We start from the raw sequence: 16,857 nt of genomic DNA, 5'->3' as shown, positions 1-16,857 counted from the left end.
TTGCTTGAGGCGTTTTTGTTTGTCTGTTGTAGGCGCATCTATTGCTCTACAACGATTATTCTTATTATACGTTCGTTACGTCGATGAACATTGACTCATCGATGTTAGAAGATGAAATTTCAGCTTCTTCGAATTCGTACGCTTTGCGGTCTTCACTACGGTCTAGTGGAAGGTTCACGAAGTCAAACAGCTCGCGGTCAGCCAGTTGGCTTGGACTTACGTTCTGGATTGACTTGAAGATCTTCTCAACACGACCTGGCGTTTTCTTATCCCAATCAATTAGCATCGCTTTAATGTTCTGACGCTGTAGATTCTCTTGAGAGCCACATAGGTTACAAGGAATGATTGGGAACTCTTTATGTTCTGCGTATTTGATTAGGTCCGTTTCACGACAGTAAGTCAGTGGACGAATAACAACGTTACGACCATCATCTGAACGAAGCTTTGGTGGCATAGCCTTTAAGCGCGCACCGTGGAACATGTTTAGGAACATGGTCTCAACGATGTCGTCTAGGTGGTGACCCAGAGCGATCTTAGTTGCACCAATCTTCTCTGCGAATGAGTACAAAGTACCACGACGAAGACGAGAACATAGGCCACACGTTGTTTTACCTTCTGGCACTTTCTCTTTAACCACTGAATACGTGTCTTTATCTACGATGTAGTAAGGAATGTTCAGTGTTTCAAAGTACTCAGGAAGAATGTGTTCAGGGAACCCAGGTTGTTTTTGATCTAGGTTTACTGCCACAACATCAAATTTGATCGGTGCTGCTTCACGTAAACGTAGCAAAATATCTAACATCGCAAATGAATCTTTACCGCCACTAATACATGCCATTACTACGTCATTCTCTTCGATCATGTTGTAGTCGATGATGGCATTTCCAACATTTCTTCTCAGACGTTTCTGAAGTTTGTTGAATTCAAGTGTTTCTTTTCTATTATCGTTTTGGTTCATTGCGACTCTCACACCGTCGTATTACCGACTGTAGATTGCTAGTGGGACTGTTTTAGGGCGTGGATTATACGGATTTTTATTTGATGTTGAAATAGTAACGGCCGGATAAACAAGCTGAGTAATAGAAAGATTCTGCTTTTATTGTTCGATAAGCGCCTAAACGGCAGAGAAACGCGGCTTCACAAGCTCTCGGTTGGTATCATAGATAAAGAAAAGCAGCCTGATCTTATTCGATGAGGCTGCTTTAAGATATGTCGCAAAAACTTAGGGGGATGATTTCGCTAAGCTTTTACTTCACTAACAATGATTCTGTTAAAAATTATTGCGCGGGAATGTACGGCAATACGCGAACTGTTGGTTCTGGCAACGTGATGCTGTCACTTCCATTCAGTTCTTCTAAGGTGAATTTCGCACGTCCTTCTTTGATTGGTAGTTGCTTGCTATTTGAAAGCTCGATGTTGCCTTCCAGCTTATTAGCGAACTCTAGCGTTAACCCTTGGATATCTGGCGTGAACCAACCAGAGAACATACCGCTGACGTCTTCAAGCATCGCCTGCATCTGTGGCAATAGGTTTTCTATCTGTGCAACTTCTACTGTGCCAGCTAAAGGCTCTTGAGTCATCACCACAAAAGAATACGCACATTCCTGTTCTTGAGTTTGTACAAAGATAAGAGGGTTTGCTGAGCGTAGGTTTTGATCTACCGGTAGAAGCAGTTCATTGGCTGGAGAGACTTTTAGCTCTTCGTAGTGCTCTTCTTTTTCCATCCAAGCTTTGCTGATGTGACAGGTTTGCTGAGCTTGTTGATCAACAAAGAAGACCGCAACTTTGACATCATCATGCCCTTCTTTGGTGTTGTTTTTCAGCTGAGTATAAAGCTTAGAATACGTGAACATGTATTCTTGCGCTGTAGCAGGAAGAGAAACCCCAAGGCTTAATGAGGCTAATAAAGCGAGTGCTGTCTTTTTCATTATTATAATCTTGTCGAAGTTGAGCGTTTATAAATAGAAAGAGCAGCCAATGAGCTGCTCTTTTTGTGATATTACTGGTATAAGCCGACTATCGAAGGCAACCAAGTTGGTATCAAAATGAGTTACTTTTTCCAGTATACCTCGTTGTGACGGATCATAGCTTGTAAATCAGTCACATAGTCGGAACCTCGCTCAGAATATTTTAACAAGCCATTGGTGAGCTCTGTCGCCGTTGCGGTTGTTAAAAGATCATCACCTTGGGCAGCAAGTTTTGCACGAATCGCTCTTAGATCGGCGTAAGCACGATTACGATTAAGGTTCATGAAGTAACGATGTACGGATTCTTGGCTTGAAGAGAATGTGGCGACTTCATGCGAGCTACCTTCGTTACGTTGTAGCGGAACAAGGCCACAACCTTTGGTATAACACCAATGTCCAAAATAGTTGTTCGCTTTGGTGGCGAAACGCGATGTTCCCCAAGCCGACTCATTCGCAGCTTGTGTCAGTACAAGTGCCTCTGGCAGCACATTCACGCGGTTAAGCATCTCTGTCAGCCATACTTGATCTAAACCTTCACTAGGTACAGGCAAGCTGTATAACTTCCCTAACCTTTTCGCATAAGACGCGTCTTCAGAATCAATACTGCTTAAACCGGACTCAGAGAGCTTAGTTAAAAACGCGCGTTCTTTGGTGATACGTTTGTTTTCGATATTGATACTTGGACGTAGGAACGAAAAGAACGTGTCCTTTTTCTCATTCACATCTTCGATGGCCGCAAAGTTCGGTGTGCTCGAAGAAACCGTCAAGTCACCAAACTGGTCAGTTGAGTTGGAGCTCTGCTCTGTCGTTCGTCGACGTTCTTCTTCTTGGTAAATATAAGGACCAATCATTGAAATAGAGCCAACAAGAGCCAGTGCCGTCACTTTAAGCGCAAGTGATTTGCTTGTGCTTGCCTGTGTGTCTTTATGCATCGAACACCTGTGGGTTTTTGTTATTGTCGTCGTTATTGCTATCGTTGTTATCGTCATCGCTCTTTGGACGATCTGAAGCAATCAGTTTCAACTTGATGCCAAACATTTCACGGTAAAGAATCCCTTTCACGTGGAAGAAGAAAGGTAAAACGAAGATAAGGCCAATGCCGTACATCATCGCCGCGACGATGAACATCAGCATTACTAATAGGTAGATAGAAGCAACGGTGAAGATTTTTTTGTTGACAGCACGCAGAGAAAGCAGCAGCGATTGCATTGGCGGCACTTTCTTATCACAAATCAGCAGAATCGAATGGCTGAACGCCAGTGAGAAGTAGATAGACAAGAACGGCAGAATCATACCTGCGATGCCTTGAAGCATTAGGCTAAACAAAGTCACTAGAATAACCGGAACCGTAAACTGCAAACCTTTACCGATGTGGCGTACTTTGGTTTGTAGGCCAGCGGCGTGACTCATTGCCATTAAACAGATACCCGCATAGATAGGCGCACTGATCACTTCATAGCTAAAGTTCGCGATAAAAATCGATTCAACGATTTGTGGCGTAAACGACTCTGGGTCGATAACTGCATCTAAGATAACCGCGGGATCACCAAGCTGTAGTTTTAGTGCGATATAAAAGATAGCGAGCTGCACAAACATCAAAGCAATAATCGCTGGGGAAAACGAAAGAAAGTGACTTATCGTATGTTTCCAAGCTTCTTGGAATACAGCCGTTGCTTTGAGCTCATAATCGCCAGAAAGTGCACGGTTGATACTACCGCCCAAATTAAAATCTTTTTCGATGTCGTTGTTCATATTGATACCTAGGTGTGCCGATTAAGCGAAGCCACCTAACTTATTGATAAAAAATTACCTTCATTATACTCATATGTCGGATACAAACTAAAATATGAATCTGTAACAAGGCTTGCTTTTGCGTCTTGATGGTTAATAATTAGACACTTGTTAGGGTGTAAACCCAGTAAATAACAGTATGGTAAAGGATGTTTACTTTTACCTGCGAAATTTTTATCTTCGAAAGGTAAAAAATGCTTTGAATTCACGTTTTTGGTGATTATGATGCGCGCCTTAAAGGTGTATAGCAACAGGTCTCAAATAGAACCAAGGTGGAGAAAAACAGACGTTGAACGCTAAAAAATCAGTAGGAAAGCCAGTAGTACAGCTAACTGGCATCAGTAAAAGTTTCGATGGTAAGGAAGTCATCGGCAATCTGGATTTAAACGTAAATCATGGTGAGTTTCTCACGATTTTAGGCCCATCAGGTTGTGGTAAAACAACCGTGCTAAGAATGATTGCGGGTTTTGAAACGGCAGATAGTGGTCAAATACTATTAGCTGAACAAAACGTAACCCAAGTTCCTGCTGAACAAAGGCATGTAAACACTGTATTCCAAAGCTATGCCCTATTCCCGCATATGACCGTTTTCGACAATGTGGCATTTGGCTTACGCATGCAGAAAGTTCCAAACAGCGAGATTGAACCTCGTGTAATGGATGCTTTGAAAATGGTGCGCCTAGAACAAATGGCACAACGAAAGCCACACCAGCTATCTGGTGGTCAACAGCAACGTATCGCAATCGCTCGTGCTGTCGTTAATAAGCCTAAAGTTCTTTTGTTGGATGAATCTCTATCTGCTCTGGATTACAAACTACGTAAACAGATGCAAATCGAGCTGAAACAATTACAACGCCAACTTGGTATCACGTTCATTTTTGTAACGCATGACCAAGAAGAGGCGCTGTCTATGTCTGACCGTATTATTGTTATGCGTGATGGCGTGATTGAACAAGACGGAACACCAAGAGAGATCTACGAAGAGCCTAAGAACCTATTTGTAGCGCGTTTCATTGGTGAAATTAACGTATTCGAAGCGACAGCGAAATCTCGTCAAGATGAAAAACGCATTGTTGCGACAATCGAAGGTGAAGAGTCCATTATCTATCACGATAAAGACGTAACACCGGGTCAAAAACTGCAAGTATTGCTTCGACCTGAAGATCTTCGAATCGAAGAAATTAAAGAGTCAGAGCAACGCGGTATTGTTGGCCACATTGTCGAGCGAACCTATAAAGGCATGACATTAGATTCAGTCGTAGAACTTGAATCTGGTATGCGTGTCATGGTTAGCGAATTCTTCAACGAAGATGACCCTGATGTTGATCACTCACTGGGCCAAAAAGTTGCAGTAACTTGGGTTGAGAGCTGGGAAGTGGTATTAGAAGATGAGCAAGAAGTTTAATTTACAAAACGCAATTGTTGCTTTAATCACAGGTTGGTTAGTGTTGTTCGTGATGATTCCAAACATCATGATCATTGGTACTAGCTTCTTAACTCGTGATGAAGCGAACTTGATCGAGATGACCTTCACTCTCGATAACTACGTGCGTTTGGCTGACCCGCTGTATTTTAAAGTGTTGATGCACTCTTTCTATATGGCAATTGTCGCAACCCTACTTTGTTTGATTATTGGTTACCCATTCGCTTACATCGTGGCAAAAATGCCGGCGAAGTGGCGTCCAATCATGTTGTTCCTAGTGATAGTACCATTCTGGACGAACTCTTTGATTCGTACATACGGATTAAAAATTGTACTGGGTACGCAAGGTGTCTTGAACAAAAGCTTGTTAGCGTTAGATATCATTGATAAACCGCTACGTATCATGTACTCAGAAACCGCAGTAATGATCGGTTTAGTGTACATCCTACTTCCGTTTATGATTCTGCCGCTGTATTCAGCGATTGAAAAACTGGACGATACGTATTTAGAAGCGGCTAAAGATTTAGGTGCGAACAAACTGCAAACGCTATTGAAAGTGGTACTACCACTAACAATGCCGGGCATTATTGGCGGCTGTTTGTTAGTGCTACTGCCAGCGTTAGGTATGTTCTACATCTCTGACCTATTAGGCGGAGCTAAGAACCTATTGATTGGTAACGTGATTAAGAGCCAAGTGCTCAACGCTCGAGACTGGCCGTTTGGCGCAGCGACGAGTATCGCACTGACCATGGCAATGGCTGTGATGCTGTATGCCTACTACCGAGCAGGTAAGCTATTGAACAAGAAAGTGGAGCTAGACTAATGGGGCGCACAGTTAAGTTCAGCTTTATGGCGCTGGTATACGCCTTTCTATACCTACCTATTATCGTATTGATCGCTAACTCGTTTAATGCCAATAAGTTTGGTATGAAATGGGGTGGCTTCACCACTAAATGGTATGACGCGCTTATTAACAACGACAGCCTAATGCAGGCTGCGTGGCACTCGATCAACGTAGCGGTGTTCTCAGCAACAGCCGCAACGATTGTCGGGAGCCTTACAGCAGTAGCCCTATTCCGTTACCAATTTAAAGGTAAAGGCATCGTAAATGGCATGCTGTTTATCGTAATGATGTCTCCAGATATCGTAATGGCGATTTCGCTTCTTGCGCTATTCTTGGTAATGGGTGTTCAACTTGGGTTCTTTACCCTACTTGCTGCTCACATTACCTTCTGTCTACCGTTTGTTGTAGTAACGGTATACAGTCGCTTGAATGGCTTTGATGTGAAGATGCTAGAAGCAGCAAAAGACTTAGGTGCAAGTGAATGGACGATTCTAAAACAGATCATTCTGCCTCTTGCTAAGCCAGCGGTTGCTGCGGGTTGGTTATTGAGCTTCACTCTGTCTTTGGACGATGTAATCATTAGCTCTTTCGTAACCGGCCCAACGTATGAAATCTTACCACTGAAGATTTACTCAATGGTTAAAGTGGGTATCTCTCCTGAGGTAAACGCCCTAGCAACAGTGATGTTAGTGGTGTCGTTAATACTGGTGATCATTTCTCAGTCATTAGCGAGAGAAAAAATCAAGTAAGTCTCCTACTCTATATAGAGACTGGCTTGATTAAGAAGTTAAGAGACTTCAAGTTCAAAAAAAGTGTTAATCATAAACAGAATGGTAAATTGCCATTCTGTTTTTCTATCTACTGCCTTCGGGCAACGTTTAGTTTGGAGCTAACGTCAATGAAAAAATGGGCTACTCTATTAGCTGGTAGTGCATGTGCGCTTTCAATGTTATCTGCACCATCATTTGCAAAAGATAACAAAGAATTGGTATTCATGAATTGGGGACCTTACATCAACAGTGAGATTCTAGAACAGTTCACTGATGAAACTGGTATCAAGGTGATCTACTCGACTTACGAGTCGAACGAAACCCTGTACGCAAAGCTAAAAACACACAACAAAGGCTATGACCTAGTTGTGCCGTCGACTTACTTCGTATCTAAGATGCGTGACGAAGGTATGCTACAAAAGATCGACAAAACTAAGCTGAACAACTTCAAGAATCTAGATACTAACTATCTAGATAAGCCGTACGACCCAAGCAACGACTACTCTATTCCACACGTAGTTGCGATCACAGGTCTTGCTGTTAACACTGACATGTACGATCCAGAAGATTTCCAAAGCTGGGCTGATCTATGGAAGCCAGAGCTTGAAGGTCAACTGATGATGATGGACGACACTCGTGAAGTGTTCCACATCGCACTGCGTAAGTTAGGTTACTCTGGTAACACAACCAACGAAAAAGAGATCGACGAAGCGTACGCTGAGCTACAAAAGCTTATGCCAAACGTTCTAGTATTTAACTCAGACAACCCAGGCGCGCCTTACATGTCTGGTGAAGTGGGTCTTGGTATGCTGTGGAACGGTTCTGCTGCTGCAGCGCAAAACGAAGGTCTACCAATCAAACTGGTTTTCCCTAAAGAAGGCGGTATCGGTTGGGTTGATAACTTTGCGATTAGCTCTGGTGCGGTAAACGTAGAAGCAGCTCATAAGATGATTGATTTCCTACTTCGCCCTGAAATTGCTGAGCAAATTTCTCGTGACACAGGCTACCTAACGGCCGTTAAAGCGTCTAACGAGAAGTTCAAAGATAGCCCTGCGCTATTCCCATCGCAAGAAGACCTTGATCGTGTTGAATGGCAAGCTGCGGTTGGCGATAAGACAGTGAAGTACGAAGATTACTTCATGAAACTTAAAGCAGGTCAGTAATTTAGCTTATTATCTAACTGTGGCTAAGTAACCAGTTTACTTAACAGGTCAACGTAGATAATCAATAAGTTAAAAATAAGAATATCAATGAATAGGCAGCTTAGGCTGCCTATTTTATTATATCGCTGCTATAATATAGCGCGATTTTTCGAAATCCTTTACCTTGGGTTCACTACCCAGCTCCAAATCAAACAAATGAACGGAACAGTAATGAAAAAAACACTGTATACCGGCGCATTGTGTGCTGCTACTTTACTTTCTACACCCTCTTTCGCAGCTGACCAAGAACTGTATTTTTACAACTGGTCTGAATATATTCCAAATGAAGTACTAGAAGACTTCACAGAAGAGACGGGCATTAAAGTCTACTACTCAACTTATGAGTCTAACGAAAGCATGTACGCTAAGTTAAAAACTCAAGGTACGGGTTACGACTTAGTGGTTCCTTCTACTTACTTCGTTTCTAAGATGCGTAAAGAAGGCATGCTTCAAGAGCTTGATAAAACCAAGCTAAGCCACTTTGCAGATTTGGATCCAAATTACTTAGATAAGCCATTTGACCCAAATAACAACTACTCAATCCCATACATCTGGGGTGCGACGGGTATTGGTATCAACTCAGACATGCTAGACAAGTCTTCAGTTAAAAACTGGGGCGATCTGTGGGATACGCAGTGGGAAGGTCAACTGATGATGATGGATGACTCTCGTGAGGTTTTCCATATCGCTCTATCTAAACTGGGCTACTCTCCAAACACGACTAACCCTGAAGAAATCAAAGAAGCCTACGAAGAACTTCGTAAGCTAATGCCAAACGTATTGGTATTTAACTCAGATTTCCCAGCGAACCCTTACCTAGCAGGTGAAGTGTCTCTTGGTATGCTTTGGAATGGTTCTGCTTACATGGCACGCCAAGAAGGCGCAACGATTGACATTATCTGGCCAGAAAAAGGCGCTATCTTCTGGATGGACAGCCTAGCAATTCCAGCAGGCGCTAAGAACACTGAAGCGGCTCATAAGATGATCGACTTCCTTCTTCGCCCAGAGAACGCTGCGAAAATTGCTCTAGAGATCGGTTACCCGACACCAGTTAAAACCGCTTACCCTCTTCTTCCTAAAGAATTTGCTGAAGACAAGAACGTTTTCCCACCACAATCAGTGATGGATAACGGTGTGTGGCAAGATGAAGTTGGTGAAGCGAGCGTTATTTATGACGAGTACTTCCAAAAACTTAAAGTAAACAACTAAGTTATTGTTAGTTAAGAAGTTAAGTAAATAAAGCGGCGTAAGCCGCTTTATTTTTTCAGATTCAGAAACTGATGTGTGTTATTAAAGACAAGGCTTAGGCCGTTAAAGAACCTTTCTCTGTACATAATAACTCGCCAACCAGTTTAGGCACCTCGATACTCGCCTTGCCGTAGCGCTTCTCTTCAAATTCACTTTCAACCGCACTTGGTTCGAGGTTTATCTCGATAGTATGTGCACCATGCATTTTCGCATCGTGAACAAAGCCTGCCGCTGGATAAACAACACCTGAAGTTCCGATAGAGATAAACAGATCCGCTTCTTCCAGTGCGGAATAAATGTCGCCCATTCTTAGTGGCATTTCGCCAAACCAAACAATATGTGGACGCATTTGTGCAGGGATTTGGCAGCAATGACAAAGTTCACCCGTTTCAATATCGCCTTTGTGCTCTACAACTTGATTGGATTCACTGCAACGCGCTTTTAAAAGTTCACCATGCATGTGAATAATGTTGTTGCTACCGCCTCTCTCGTGCAAATTGTCGATGTTTTGAGTAATGATGGTAACTTTGCCATCAAGCTTGTCTTCGAGCTCTCCTAGCGCCTTGTGGGCTGAATTGGGCTGAATGCTCTCACTTTGCAGGCCGTGACGACGCTTGTTATAGAAGGCTTGTACCAAGTCAGGATCTTTTGCGAACCCTTCAGGCGTCGCTACATCTTCGATTTTGTGGTTTTCCCATAGCCCGTCTTGTGCTCGGAATGTTTGTATCCCCGACTCTGCAGAGATGCCAGCGCCAGTAAGAATTACGATATTTCGATATGGGAAATGCATATAACGTCCTTTTAGATATGTCACTTTGTAACAGCTTAGCACTGTTCAAATTCCAACAATAGTTTTGGGGATTAGACCATAGTCTTAGGCAACTGAATTCATTGGCTATTTGTGACATAACTCGCTTGATAGTTGTGGTTGTTGTTACTCAAATTCTCTGTTTTGCTATCCATAGAAACAAAAAAGCGACCGAAGCCGCTTAGTTCTGTTCAACAGTTGTCTACTTGATGTGCTTTACCCCACCAAGTGAACAACGTTAGTCTTCGTTGATAGAAGAGATCTTATGGATAGAAAGATCCGCACCGTTGAATTCATCTTCTTCACTTAAGCGTAGGCCTGTTAGTTTGCTCAACACACCGTATACGATTAACGCGCCGACGAAAGCAACAGCAACACCTGCGACTGTACCAATCAACTGAGAAGCAAAGCTCACGCCGCCTAGACCCCAGAAAGCTTGTTGGCCGAAGATACCAGCAGCAACGCCACCCCAGGCACCACATACGCCGTGTAGAGGCCATACACCCAGTACATCATCGATCTGTGTTTTGTTTTGCATATAAGTAAATAGGTAAACAAACAGCGCACCTGCCACACCGCCCGTCACCAAAGCGCCAAGTGGGTGCATCAAATCTGAGCCCGCACAGATAGCGACGAGACCAGCCAAAGGACCATTGTGGATGAAGCCCGGGTCATTTTTACCTGCAATTAGAGCCGCAAGAATACCGCCAACCATGGCCATGAGAGAGTTCATTGCCACGAGACCGCTGATGCCATTGATCGCTTGAGCTGACATCACGTTAAAGCCAAACCAACCCACACATAAGATCCAAGAGCCTAGTGCTAAGAATGGGATATTCGATGGTGCGAAGTTGGTGTGTTTGCCTGCACGGATTCGACCTTTACGCATCCCTAAGAAGTAAACTGCGACCAAAGCAATCCAACCACCTACGCCGTGAACCACTACCGAGCCTGCGAAGTCATGGAACACGTAACCAAACTGACCTTCTAGCCAATCTTGGAATCCAAAGTTGCCGTTCCAAATGATGCCTTCAAAAAATGGATAGATGAAACCAACCGTAAACAGTGTCGCAATCAAAATTGGATAGAAACGAGCACGCTCTGCGATACCACCAGAAACAATCGCAGGAATTGCCGCTGCGAATGTCATTAGGAAGAAGAACTTAACCAGTTCATATCCGTTGCCTTGCGAAAGTGTTTCTGCGTCTGCAAAAAAGTGTGCACCGTAAGCAACCCAGTAACCGATAAAGAAGTAAGCAATGGCGGAGACACCAAAGTCGGAAAGGATCTTAACCAGCGCGTTGACTTGGTTCTTCTTTCGAACGGTACCGACTTCTAGAAATGCAAAGCCAGCGTGCATCAAGAAAACCATGATGGCGCCGAGTAATAGGAATAAAGTATCTGAACTTTGGGTAAGGGTTTGTACTGCACTATGAACTTGAGTCACCGTTTCACTCATTAAAGCATTCTCCTTCGCTTTATCTGATTTGCACTGATATCGTGCGATTCAATGTTGTAATTAATTAAAGACTCAACAGTGAACGCAAGATGCGTTCCAAGTGTGTGGTGTAATTTTCGTGCAACAGTTTTTGCTTTTAACTTACTGATTAATTGATAATAAATTTATCGGTGCACTTTCTTGGTTCTTAATGAGCGTGAAAATGGAAACAAGAATTGCACCAATTAAGGGAGTTGCACCATATTGAAGCGGTCAATACTATGCTTCATTAAGTTTCGTTGCTGATTAGAAACAAAAAGCCCAATGACCGAAATCATTGGGCTTTCAAAAGGACTATTGTGCTAGATAATTCGCTATCTAGTGAGCCGATACTCGACTACAAGTTTGGACCTGTTGTCGGGTTTTGCGGTAGGTTTTGACTTAAACGCTGCATACCTTGATACATACGAATAAACCAAACCACAATCGCAACACCACCAAACAGCATGCCTACATACGGAATGTAGTAAGCGATGTCATCGATAATATGATTTTGATACCAGTAATCGTTCACACCGATCAACACGCCATTAGAGGTCGCTACTGTCACGATAAGTACAACAAAGAACGTCAAGTTCAAGAAGAACGAGCGAATCAAGCCGTAGTAATGGGTATCCACTACTTCGCCGTCTTCACCTTTATCTAAACGATAGCCCGCGTAGATGATGGCAACCACACCAGAGAGAAGACAAGTAAATGGCGTAAAGCAGCTTAGTATGTAAGCGACCCAAATACCTTTATGAGGTTTGTTCATTCTTATTCACCCCTTCCGTTTTCTTTGTTGCTGCGTTAGCGCTTTGTTCAACGCCGTTTTTCTCTTGTTCCATCACTTCTTTGTACCAAAGATCATGGTGCTCTTTAGCCCAAGTCTCATCAACTTCGCCTGTTACCATGCCTTCTAGTGCCCCTTCCATACCGAACAAGCCGATGTAGATGTGGAACACGAAACCACAGATAAGGATCAAAGCAGCCAACATGTGGACTAGGTTTGAGAGCTCCATATCTCGACGGGTTTGACCGAAGATTGGGAAGTCTAAAACCAAGCCACTGATCGCAGCCACACTACCCATAACAATCAATAGCCAGAACAGTGCTTTTTCACCCGCGTTCGAAAACTCTGCAGATGGATGAGAACCTTTATGTTTCCCGACCATACCACCCAGTTTCATGAACCACTGTACATCGACCATCTTGAAAATAGACTTGCGCCACCACTTGATGAGAACAGCCATCAACAGCACATAGAAAATCGGGCCGATGTAGTTGTGGTATTGCTTCGCCAATAGAACGATGAAGCCCCAAAGGTCTGTTGGAATGTACGGCTTCAAGAAGTGCTTACCGTAAACCAACATCAAACCACTGAACGCCAGTGTTAAGAAGGTAAACGCCATACTCCAGTGCAAGGCACGGTCTAGTCGAGACCAACGTTTGATCTTACGGCCTGTTCTTGGCGCACTCAGCATTAATGGGCCAATCACAACGTACATTAGAGTAACGAATGCAATACTGCCAAAGATAGCGACAGCACCGGCTGGTGACATCCACTTCTCTTTCAATATGTACCACGTTTGACCTGGGGTACTGATCAACACACCGTGCTCAGCCGATTGAGATGTGGTGTAACCTTCTTCACCGTTTCTTACTTGTCGCCAAAAATCAGCGCCAGCAAGTTGTGTGATTTCTCTTTCAGCAGAGCTCGATTGAGTTTGTGATGAGTTCGTCTCAGATGCATGACTCAAAGGAGAAAGCATTGTTAGTGCTGCCAACATCGGCAGCACAACAAGGAAGAGACGCTTAAACATTGTAAGCATATGTCTCTCCTACTTAGCTCTTAGTCGCATCGTAAGAAAGGTCATTGCCGTCTGTCCAGCCTGCACCCTTCGCACCACGTTCAACAACACGCTGGCGGAATACATCAGAGACTTTCTCTGCATCACCCGCTAGCAGTGCTTTGGTCGAACATAAAGAAGCACACATTGGTAGCTTGCCTTCAGCAATACGGTTCGCACCGTACTTCTGACGTTCTTCCACAGAACCTGGCTCTGTTTCTGGGCCGCCAGCACAGAAGGTACATTTGTCCATTTTACCGCGCTCACCAAAGGCTTCCTGTTTAGGAAATTGAGGTGCGCCAAACGGACAAGCAAACAAGCAGTAACCACAACCGATACACAGATCTTTATTGTGAAGTACGATGCCGTCTTCCGTATGTTCAAAACAGTCTGCCGGGCAAACTGCCATACAAGGGGCATCAGTACAGTGCATACACGCTACTGAGATAGAGTTTTCACCTGGTTCGCCATCGTTCAGTGTCACAACGCGACGACGTTGAATACCCCATTCCAGAGCATCATCATTTTCATTCTTACATGCAGTGACACAACCGTTACATTCGATACAACGCTTGGTGTCACAAAGAAATTTCATTCTAGCCATTTTAAGACTCCTTACGCTTTACGAATATTACAAAGGGTTACTTTCGTTTCCTGCATCAACGTGACAGGGTCGTAACCGTATGTGGTTGCTGTGTTAGCAGCTTCACCAATAACGTAAGGATCAGTGCCTTCTGGGTATTTAGAACGCAAATCTTCGCCTTGGAACTTACCACCGAAGTGGAATGGGATGAATGCCAGACCCGGTTTCACACGACGTGTAACCATCGCTTTCACCTTAATACGGCCCTTCTCTGCACCCTCAACCCAAACATCGTCACCGTCTTTAAAGCCGATGTCGTTTGCATCTTTCGGGTTCACTTCAACAAACATCTCTTGCTGTAGTTCTGCTAGCCAAGGGTTAGAACGGGTTTCTTCACCACCACCTTCGTACTCAACCAAACGACCAGAGGTCAGGATAATCGGGTATTCGCCAGATTTGTCTTGCTCTTGAATCGACTTGTAAAGCGTAGGAACACGGAAGATAGCTTCTTTGTCGTCCCACGTTGGGTAATCAGCAACTAGGTCGCGACGTGGCGTGTAAAGTGGCTCACGGTGCAGTGGTACACGGTCTGGGAATGTCCAAACAATCGCACGTGCTTTCGCATTACCAAATGGGATACAGCCGTGTTTAATTGCCACACGTTGGATACCACCTGAAACGTCAGTCTTCCAGTTTTTGCCTTCAGCAGCCGCTTTCTCTTCTGCAGTTAGATCATCCCACCAACCCAGTTGTTTCAGTAGTTTGTCACTGAACTCTGGGTAGCCGTCTTTGATCTCACAGCCTTTCGAGTAGCTGTCTTCTGCCAGTAGGCTTTGACCTTCAAACTCAACACCAAAACGAGTACGGAAGTTACCACCACCTTCAGCAACCGTCTTAGACGTATCGTAAAGGATGTGTGTACCCGGATGTTTCATCTCTGGTGTGCCCCAACATGGCCAAGGTAGACCGTAAGTCTCGCCATTTGCTGGACCGCCTTCTGCTTCTAGAGACGTTTTGTGGAATGTGTGCCAATTCTGTTGGTGTTCTTTCAAACGCTCAGGGCTTTGACCTGTGTAGCCGATCGTCCACATACCTTTGTTGAATTCACGTGTAATATCTTCAATCAGTGGTTGGTTGTTCTCAACACGGATGTTTTTGAACAGCTGATCAGAGAAACCAAGCTTCTTAGAAAGCAGGTACATGATTTCGTGGTCAGGTTTAGATTCGAATAGAGGATCAACAACCTTGTCACGCCACTGTAGAGAACGGTTTGACGCCGTTACACTGCCGTAGGTTTCAAACTGAGTCGTTGCTGGTAGCAGGTAAACTCCGTCGGTACGATCGTTCATTACCGCTGCAACCGTTGGGTATGGGTCAACAATAACCATCATATCCAGCTTCTGCATCGCCTTCTTCATCTCTGGACCACGAGTCTGAGAGTTGACCGCGTGACCCCAGTAGAACATGGCACGGATGTTTTCGCGCTGACGAATCTTGTCTTTGTCTTCAAGTACGCCATCAACCCAACGAGATACAGGAATACCTGCACTGTTCATTGGTTTTTGACCACCGTATGCGTTGTCGTCGAAACGGCCTTTGATCCAATCAAAGTCGATATCCCAAACTTTCGACCAGTGACGCCAAGAACCTTCAGACAAGCCGTAGTAGCCAGGAAGTGTGTCTGACAGTACGCCAAGGTCAGTTGCGCCTTGTACGTTATCGTGACCACGGAAGATGTTTGCACCGCCACCTGATTTACCGATGTTACCTAGCGCAAGCTCAAGTACACAGTAAGCACGTGTGTTGTTGTTACCAGTCGTGTGTTGAGTACCACCCATACACCAAACGATACAACCCGGACGGTTTTCAGAAAGTAGTTTCGCGGTGTGGTATACGTCTTTTTCACTAACACCAGTTACGCGTTCAACTTCTGCTGGGTTCCACTTCGCGACTTCTTCACGGATCTCGTCCATGCCGAATACACGTTGTTTAATGAATTCTTTGTCTTCCCATTGGTTTGCAAAGACGTGCCATAACACACCCCAGATAAACGCAACGTCAGAACCTGGACGAAGAGAAACGTAGTGATCTGATTTCGCAGCAGTACGCGTACGACGAGGATCCGCAACAACGATCTTACAGTTGTTCTTCTCTTTCGCGATCAAGATGTGTTGCATCGCTACTGGGTGAGCTTCTGCTGGGTTTGAACCAATGAACAGCATCGATTTACAGTTGTGCATGTCATTGAACGAGTTTGTCATTGCACCGTAACCCCAAGTGTTCGCAACACCGGCTACTGTGGTTGAGTGACAAATACGCGCTTGGTGGTCAACGTTGTTGGTGCCCCAAAGCGACGCCATCTTACGGAATGCATAAGCTTGCTCGTTACTGTGTTTCGCACTACCTAGGAAGTAAACTGAATCAGGGCCAGACTCTTTACGAAGTTCTAGCGCTTTGTTACCGATCTCTTCAATCGCTTGTTCCCAAGAAAGCTTCTTCCACTTACCGCCTTCCAATTTCATTGGGTACTTAAGACGACGTTCACCATGGCCGTGCTCACGAAGTGCTGCACCTTTCGCACAGTGTCCACCAGCGTTGAATGGGTGATCGAATGCAGGCTCTTGACCTGTCCATACGCCATTTTGAACTTCAGCGTAGATACCACAACCCACAGAACAGTGAGAACAGATAGTACGTTTCACTTCTGTTTTCGCTTCTGGATTGACTGATTTAGCCTGTGCTTTCTTCATCATACCTGGTGCAAATAGACTTGCGCCTACCACTGCGCCACCAGCAGCTAATGAAGTGTTTTTCATGAAGGCACGTCGAGACACACCTAGCTGATTGGTTTCTTTGCTCACACTATCGGAGCGTTTGACAAGTTTCATCCGTTA

The 16,857-nt window shown here is 44.4% G+C and carries 15 protein-coding genes; 5 read left to right on the top strand and 10 right to left on the bottom strand.

Annotated elements, in window-relative coordinates; genetic code table 11:
- Positions 1-64: 64 nt before the first annotated feature.
- From ttcA to AB4263_RS18595, 4 genes are all read right to left on the bottom strand, one after another.
- Positions 65-958 carry a tRNA 2-thiocytidine(32) synthetase TtcA gene (gene ttcA, locus AB4263_RS18610; RefSeq protein WP_017059635.1) on the bottom strand — a complete coding sequence of 298 codons (894 nt, stop codon included), beginning with the start codon at positions 956-958 and terminating at the stop codon, positions 65-67.
- A gap of 319 nt (positions 959-1,277) precedes the next feature.
- The gene (locus AB4263_RS18605) at positions 1,278-1,928 is read right to left on the bottom strand and encodes a DUF2987 domain-containing protein (RefSeq protein ID WP_372098692.1); all 651 of its coding nucleotides are present in this window, start codon (positions 1,926-1,928) and stop codon (positions 1,278-1,280) included.
- Between the two features lie 122 nt (positions 1,929-2,050).
- Complete coding sequence (locus AB4263_RS18600) at positions 2,051-2,899, bottom strand: glucosaminidase domain-containing protein (RefSeq protein WP_372098691.1); 849 nt, start codon at positions 2,897-2,899, stop codon at positions 2,051-2,053.
- A complete protein-coding gene (locus AB4263_RS18595; RefSeq protein ID WP_017059632.1) occupies positions 2,892-3,719 on the bottom strand; it encodes a hypothetical protein in 828 nt (275 codons plus the stop codon). Before AB4263_RS18595 ends, AB4263_RS18600 begins: the two co-directional genes overlap by 8 nt.
- A gap of 328 nt (positions 3,720-4,047) precedes the next feature.
- Between AB4263_RS18595 and potA the strand changes: the two genes are divergently transcribed.
- From potA to AB4263_RS18570, 5 genes are all read left to right on the top strand, one after another.
- Entirely contained in the window at positions 4,048-5,163 is a 1,116-nt protein-coding gene (potA, locus tag AB4263_RS18590) for a spermidine/putrescine ABC transporter ATP-binding protein PotA (RefSeq protein ID WP_017059631.1), read from the top strand.
- On the top strand, positions 5,147-6,004 hold the full coding sequence (gene potB / locus AB4263_RS18585; protein ID WP_017059630.1) for a spermidine/putrescine ABC transporter permease PotB: 858 nt from the start codon (positions 5,147-5,149) through the stop codon (positions 6,002-6,004). Before potA ends, potB begins: the two co-directional genes overlap by 17 nt.
- Entirely contained in the window at positions 6,004-6,774 is a 771-nt protein-coding gene (gene potC / locus AB4263_RS18580; protein WP_017059629.1) for a spermidine/putrescine ABC transporter permease PotC, read from the top strand. Before potB ends, potC begins: the two co-directional genes overlap by 1 nt.
- Positions 6,775-6,923: 149 nt before the next feature.
- Positions 6,924-7,958, top strand: coding sequence for an extracellular solute-binding protein (locus tag AB4263_RS18575; protein WP_017059628.1), 1,035 nt, complete (start codon positions 6,924-6,926; stop codon positions 7,956-7,958).
- Positions 7,959-8,168: 210 nt separating this feature from the next.
- Positions 8,169-9,206, top strand: coding sequence for an extracellular solute-binding protein (locus AB4263_RS18570; protein WP_017059627.1), 1,038 nt, complete (start codon positions 8,169-8,171; stop codon positions 9,204-9,206).
- Positions 9,207-9,300: 94 nt separating this feature from the next.
- Here AB4263_RS18570 and cobB read toward each other — a convergent pair whose 3' ends face one another.
- From cobB to AB4263_RS18540, 6 genes are all read right to left on the bottom strand, one after another.
- Positions 9,301-10,035, bottom strand: a complete 735-nt coding sequence (gene cobB, locus AB4263_RS18565; protein WP_017063867.1) for a Sir2 family NAD+-dependent deacetylase — start codon at positions 10,033-10,035, stop codon at positions 9,301-9,303.
- A gap of 256 nt (positions 10,036-10,291) precedes the next feature.
- A complete protein-coding gene (locus AB4263_RS18560; protein WP_017059625.1) occupies positions 10,292-11,512 on the bottom strand; it encodes an ammonium transporter in 1,221 nt (406 codons plus the stop codon).
- Positions 11,513-11,888: 376 nt separating this feature from the next.
- On the bottom strand, positions 11,889-12,305 hold the full coding sequence (locus AB4263_RS18555) for a hypothetical protein (protein WP_017059624.1): 417 nt from the start codon (positions 12,303-12,305) through the stop codon (positions 11,889-11,891).
- Positions 12,289-13,362, bottom strand: a complete 1,074-nt coding sequence (locus AB4263_RS18550; protein ID WP_372098690.1) for a formate dehydrogenase subunit gamma — start codon at positions 13,360-13,362, stop codon at positions 12,289-12,291. Before AB4263_RS18550 ends, AB4263_RS18555 begins: the two co-directional genes overlap by 17 nt.
- 13 nt (positions 13,363-13,375) lie before the next feature.
- On the bottom strand, positions 13,376-13,984 hold the full coding sequence (gene fdh3B, locus AB4263_RS18545) for a formate dehydrogenase FDH3 subunit beta (RefSeq protein ID WP_004742271.1): 609 nt from the start codon (positions 13,982-13,984) through the stop codon (positions 13,376-13,378).
- Between the two features lie 11 nt (positions 13,985-13,995).
- Positions 13,996-16,851 (bottom strand): molybdopterin-dependent oxidoreductase, encoded by a 2,856-nt coding sequence (locus AB4263_RS18540; protein ID WP_372098689.1) that lies wholly within the window; start codon positions 16,849-16,851, stop codon positions 13,996-13,998.
- Positions 16,852-16,857: the final 6 nt, after the last annotated feature.

Source organism: Vibrio sp. 10N.261.55.C5 (assembly GCF_041470505.1).
Classification (GTDB): Bacteria; Pseudomonadota; Gammaproteobacteria; order Enterobacterales; family Vibrionaceae; genus Vibrio; species Vibrio crassostreae_C.
This window is presented reverse-complemented; position numbering and strand designations above follow the sequence as displayed.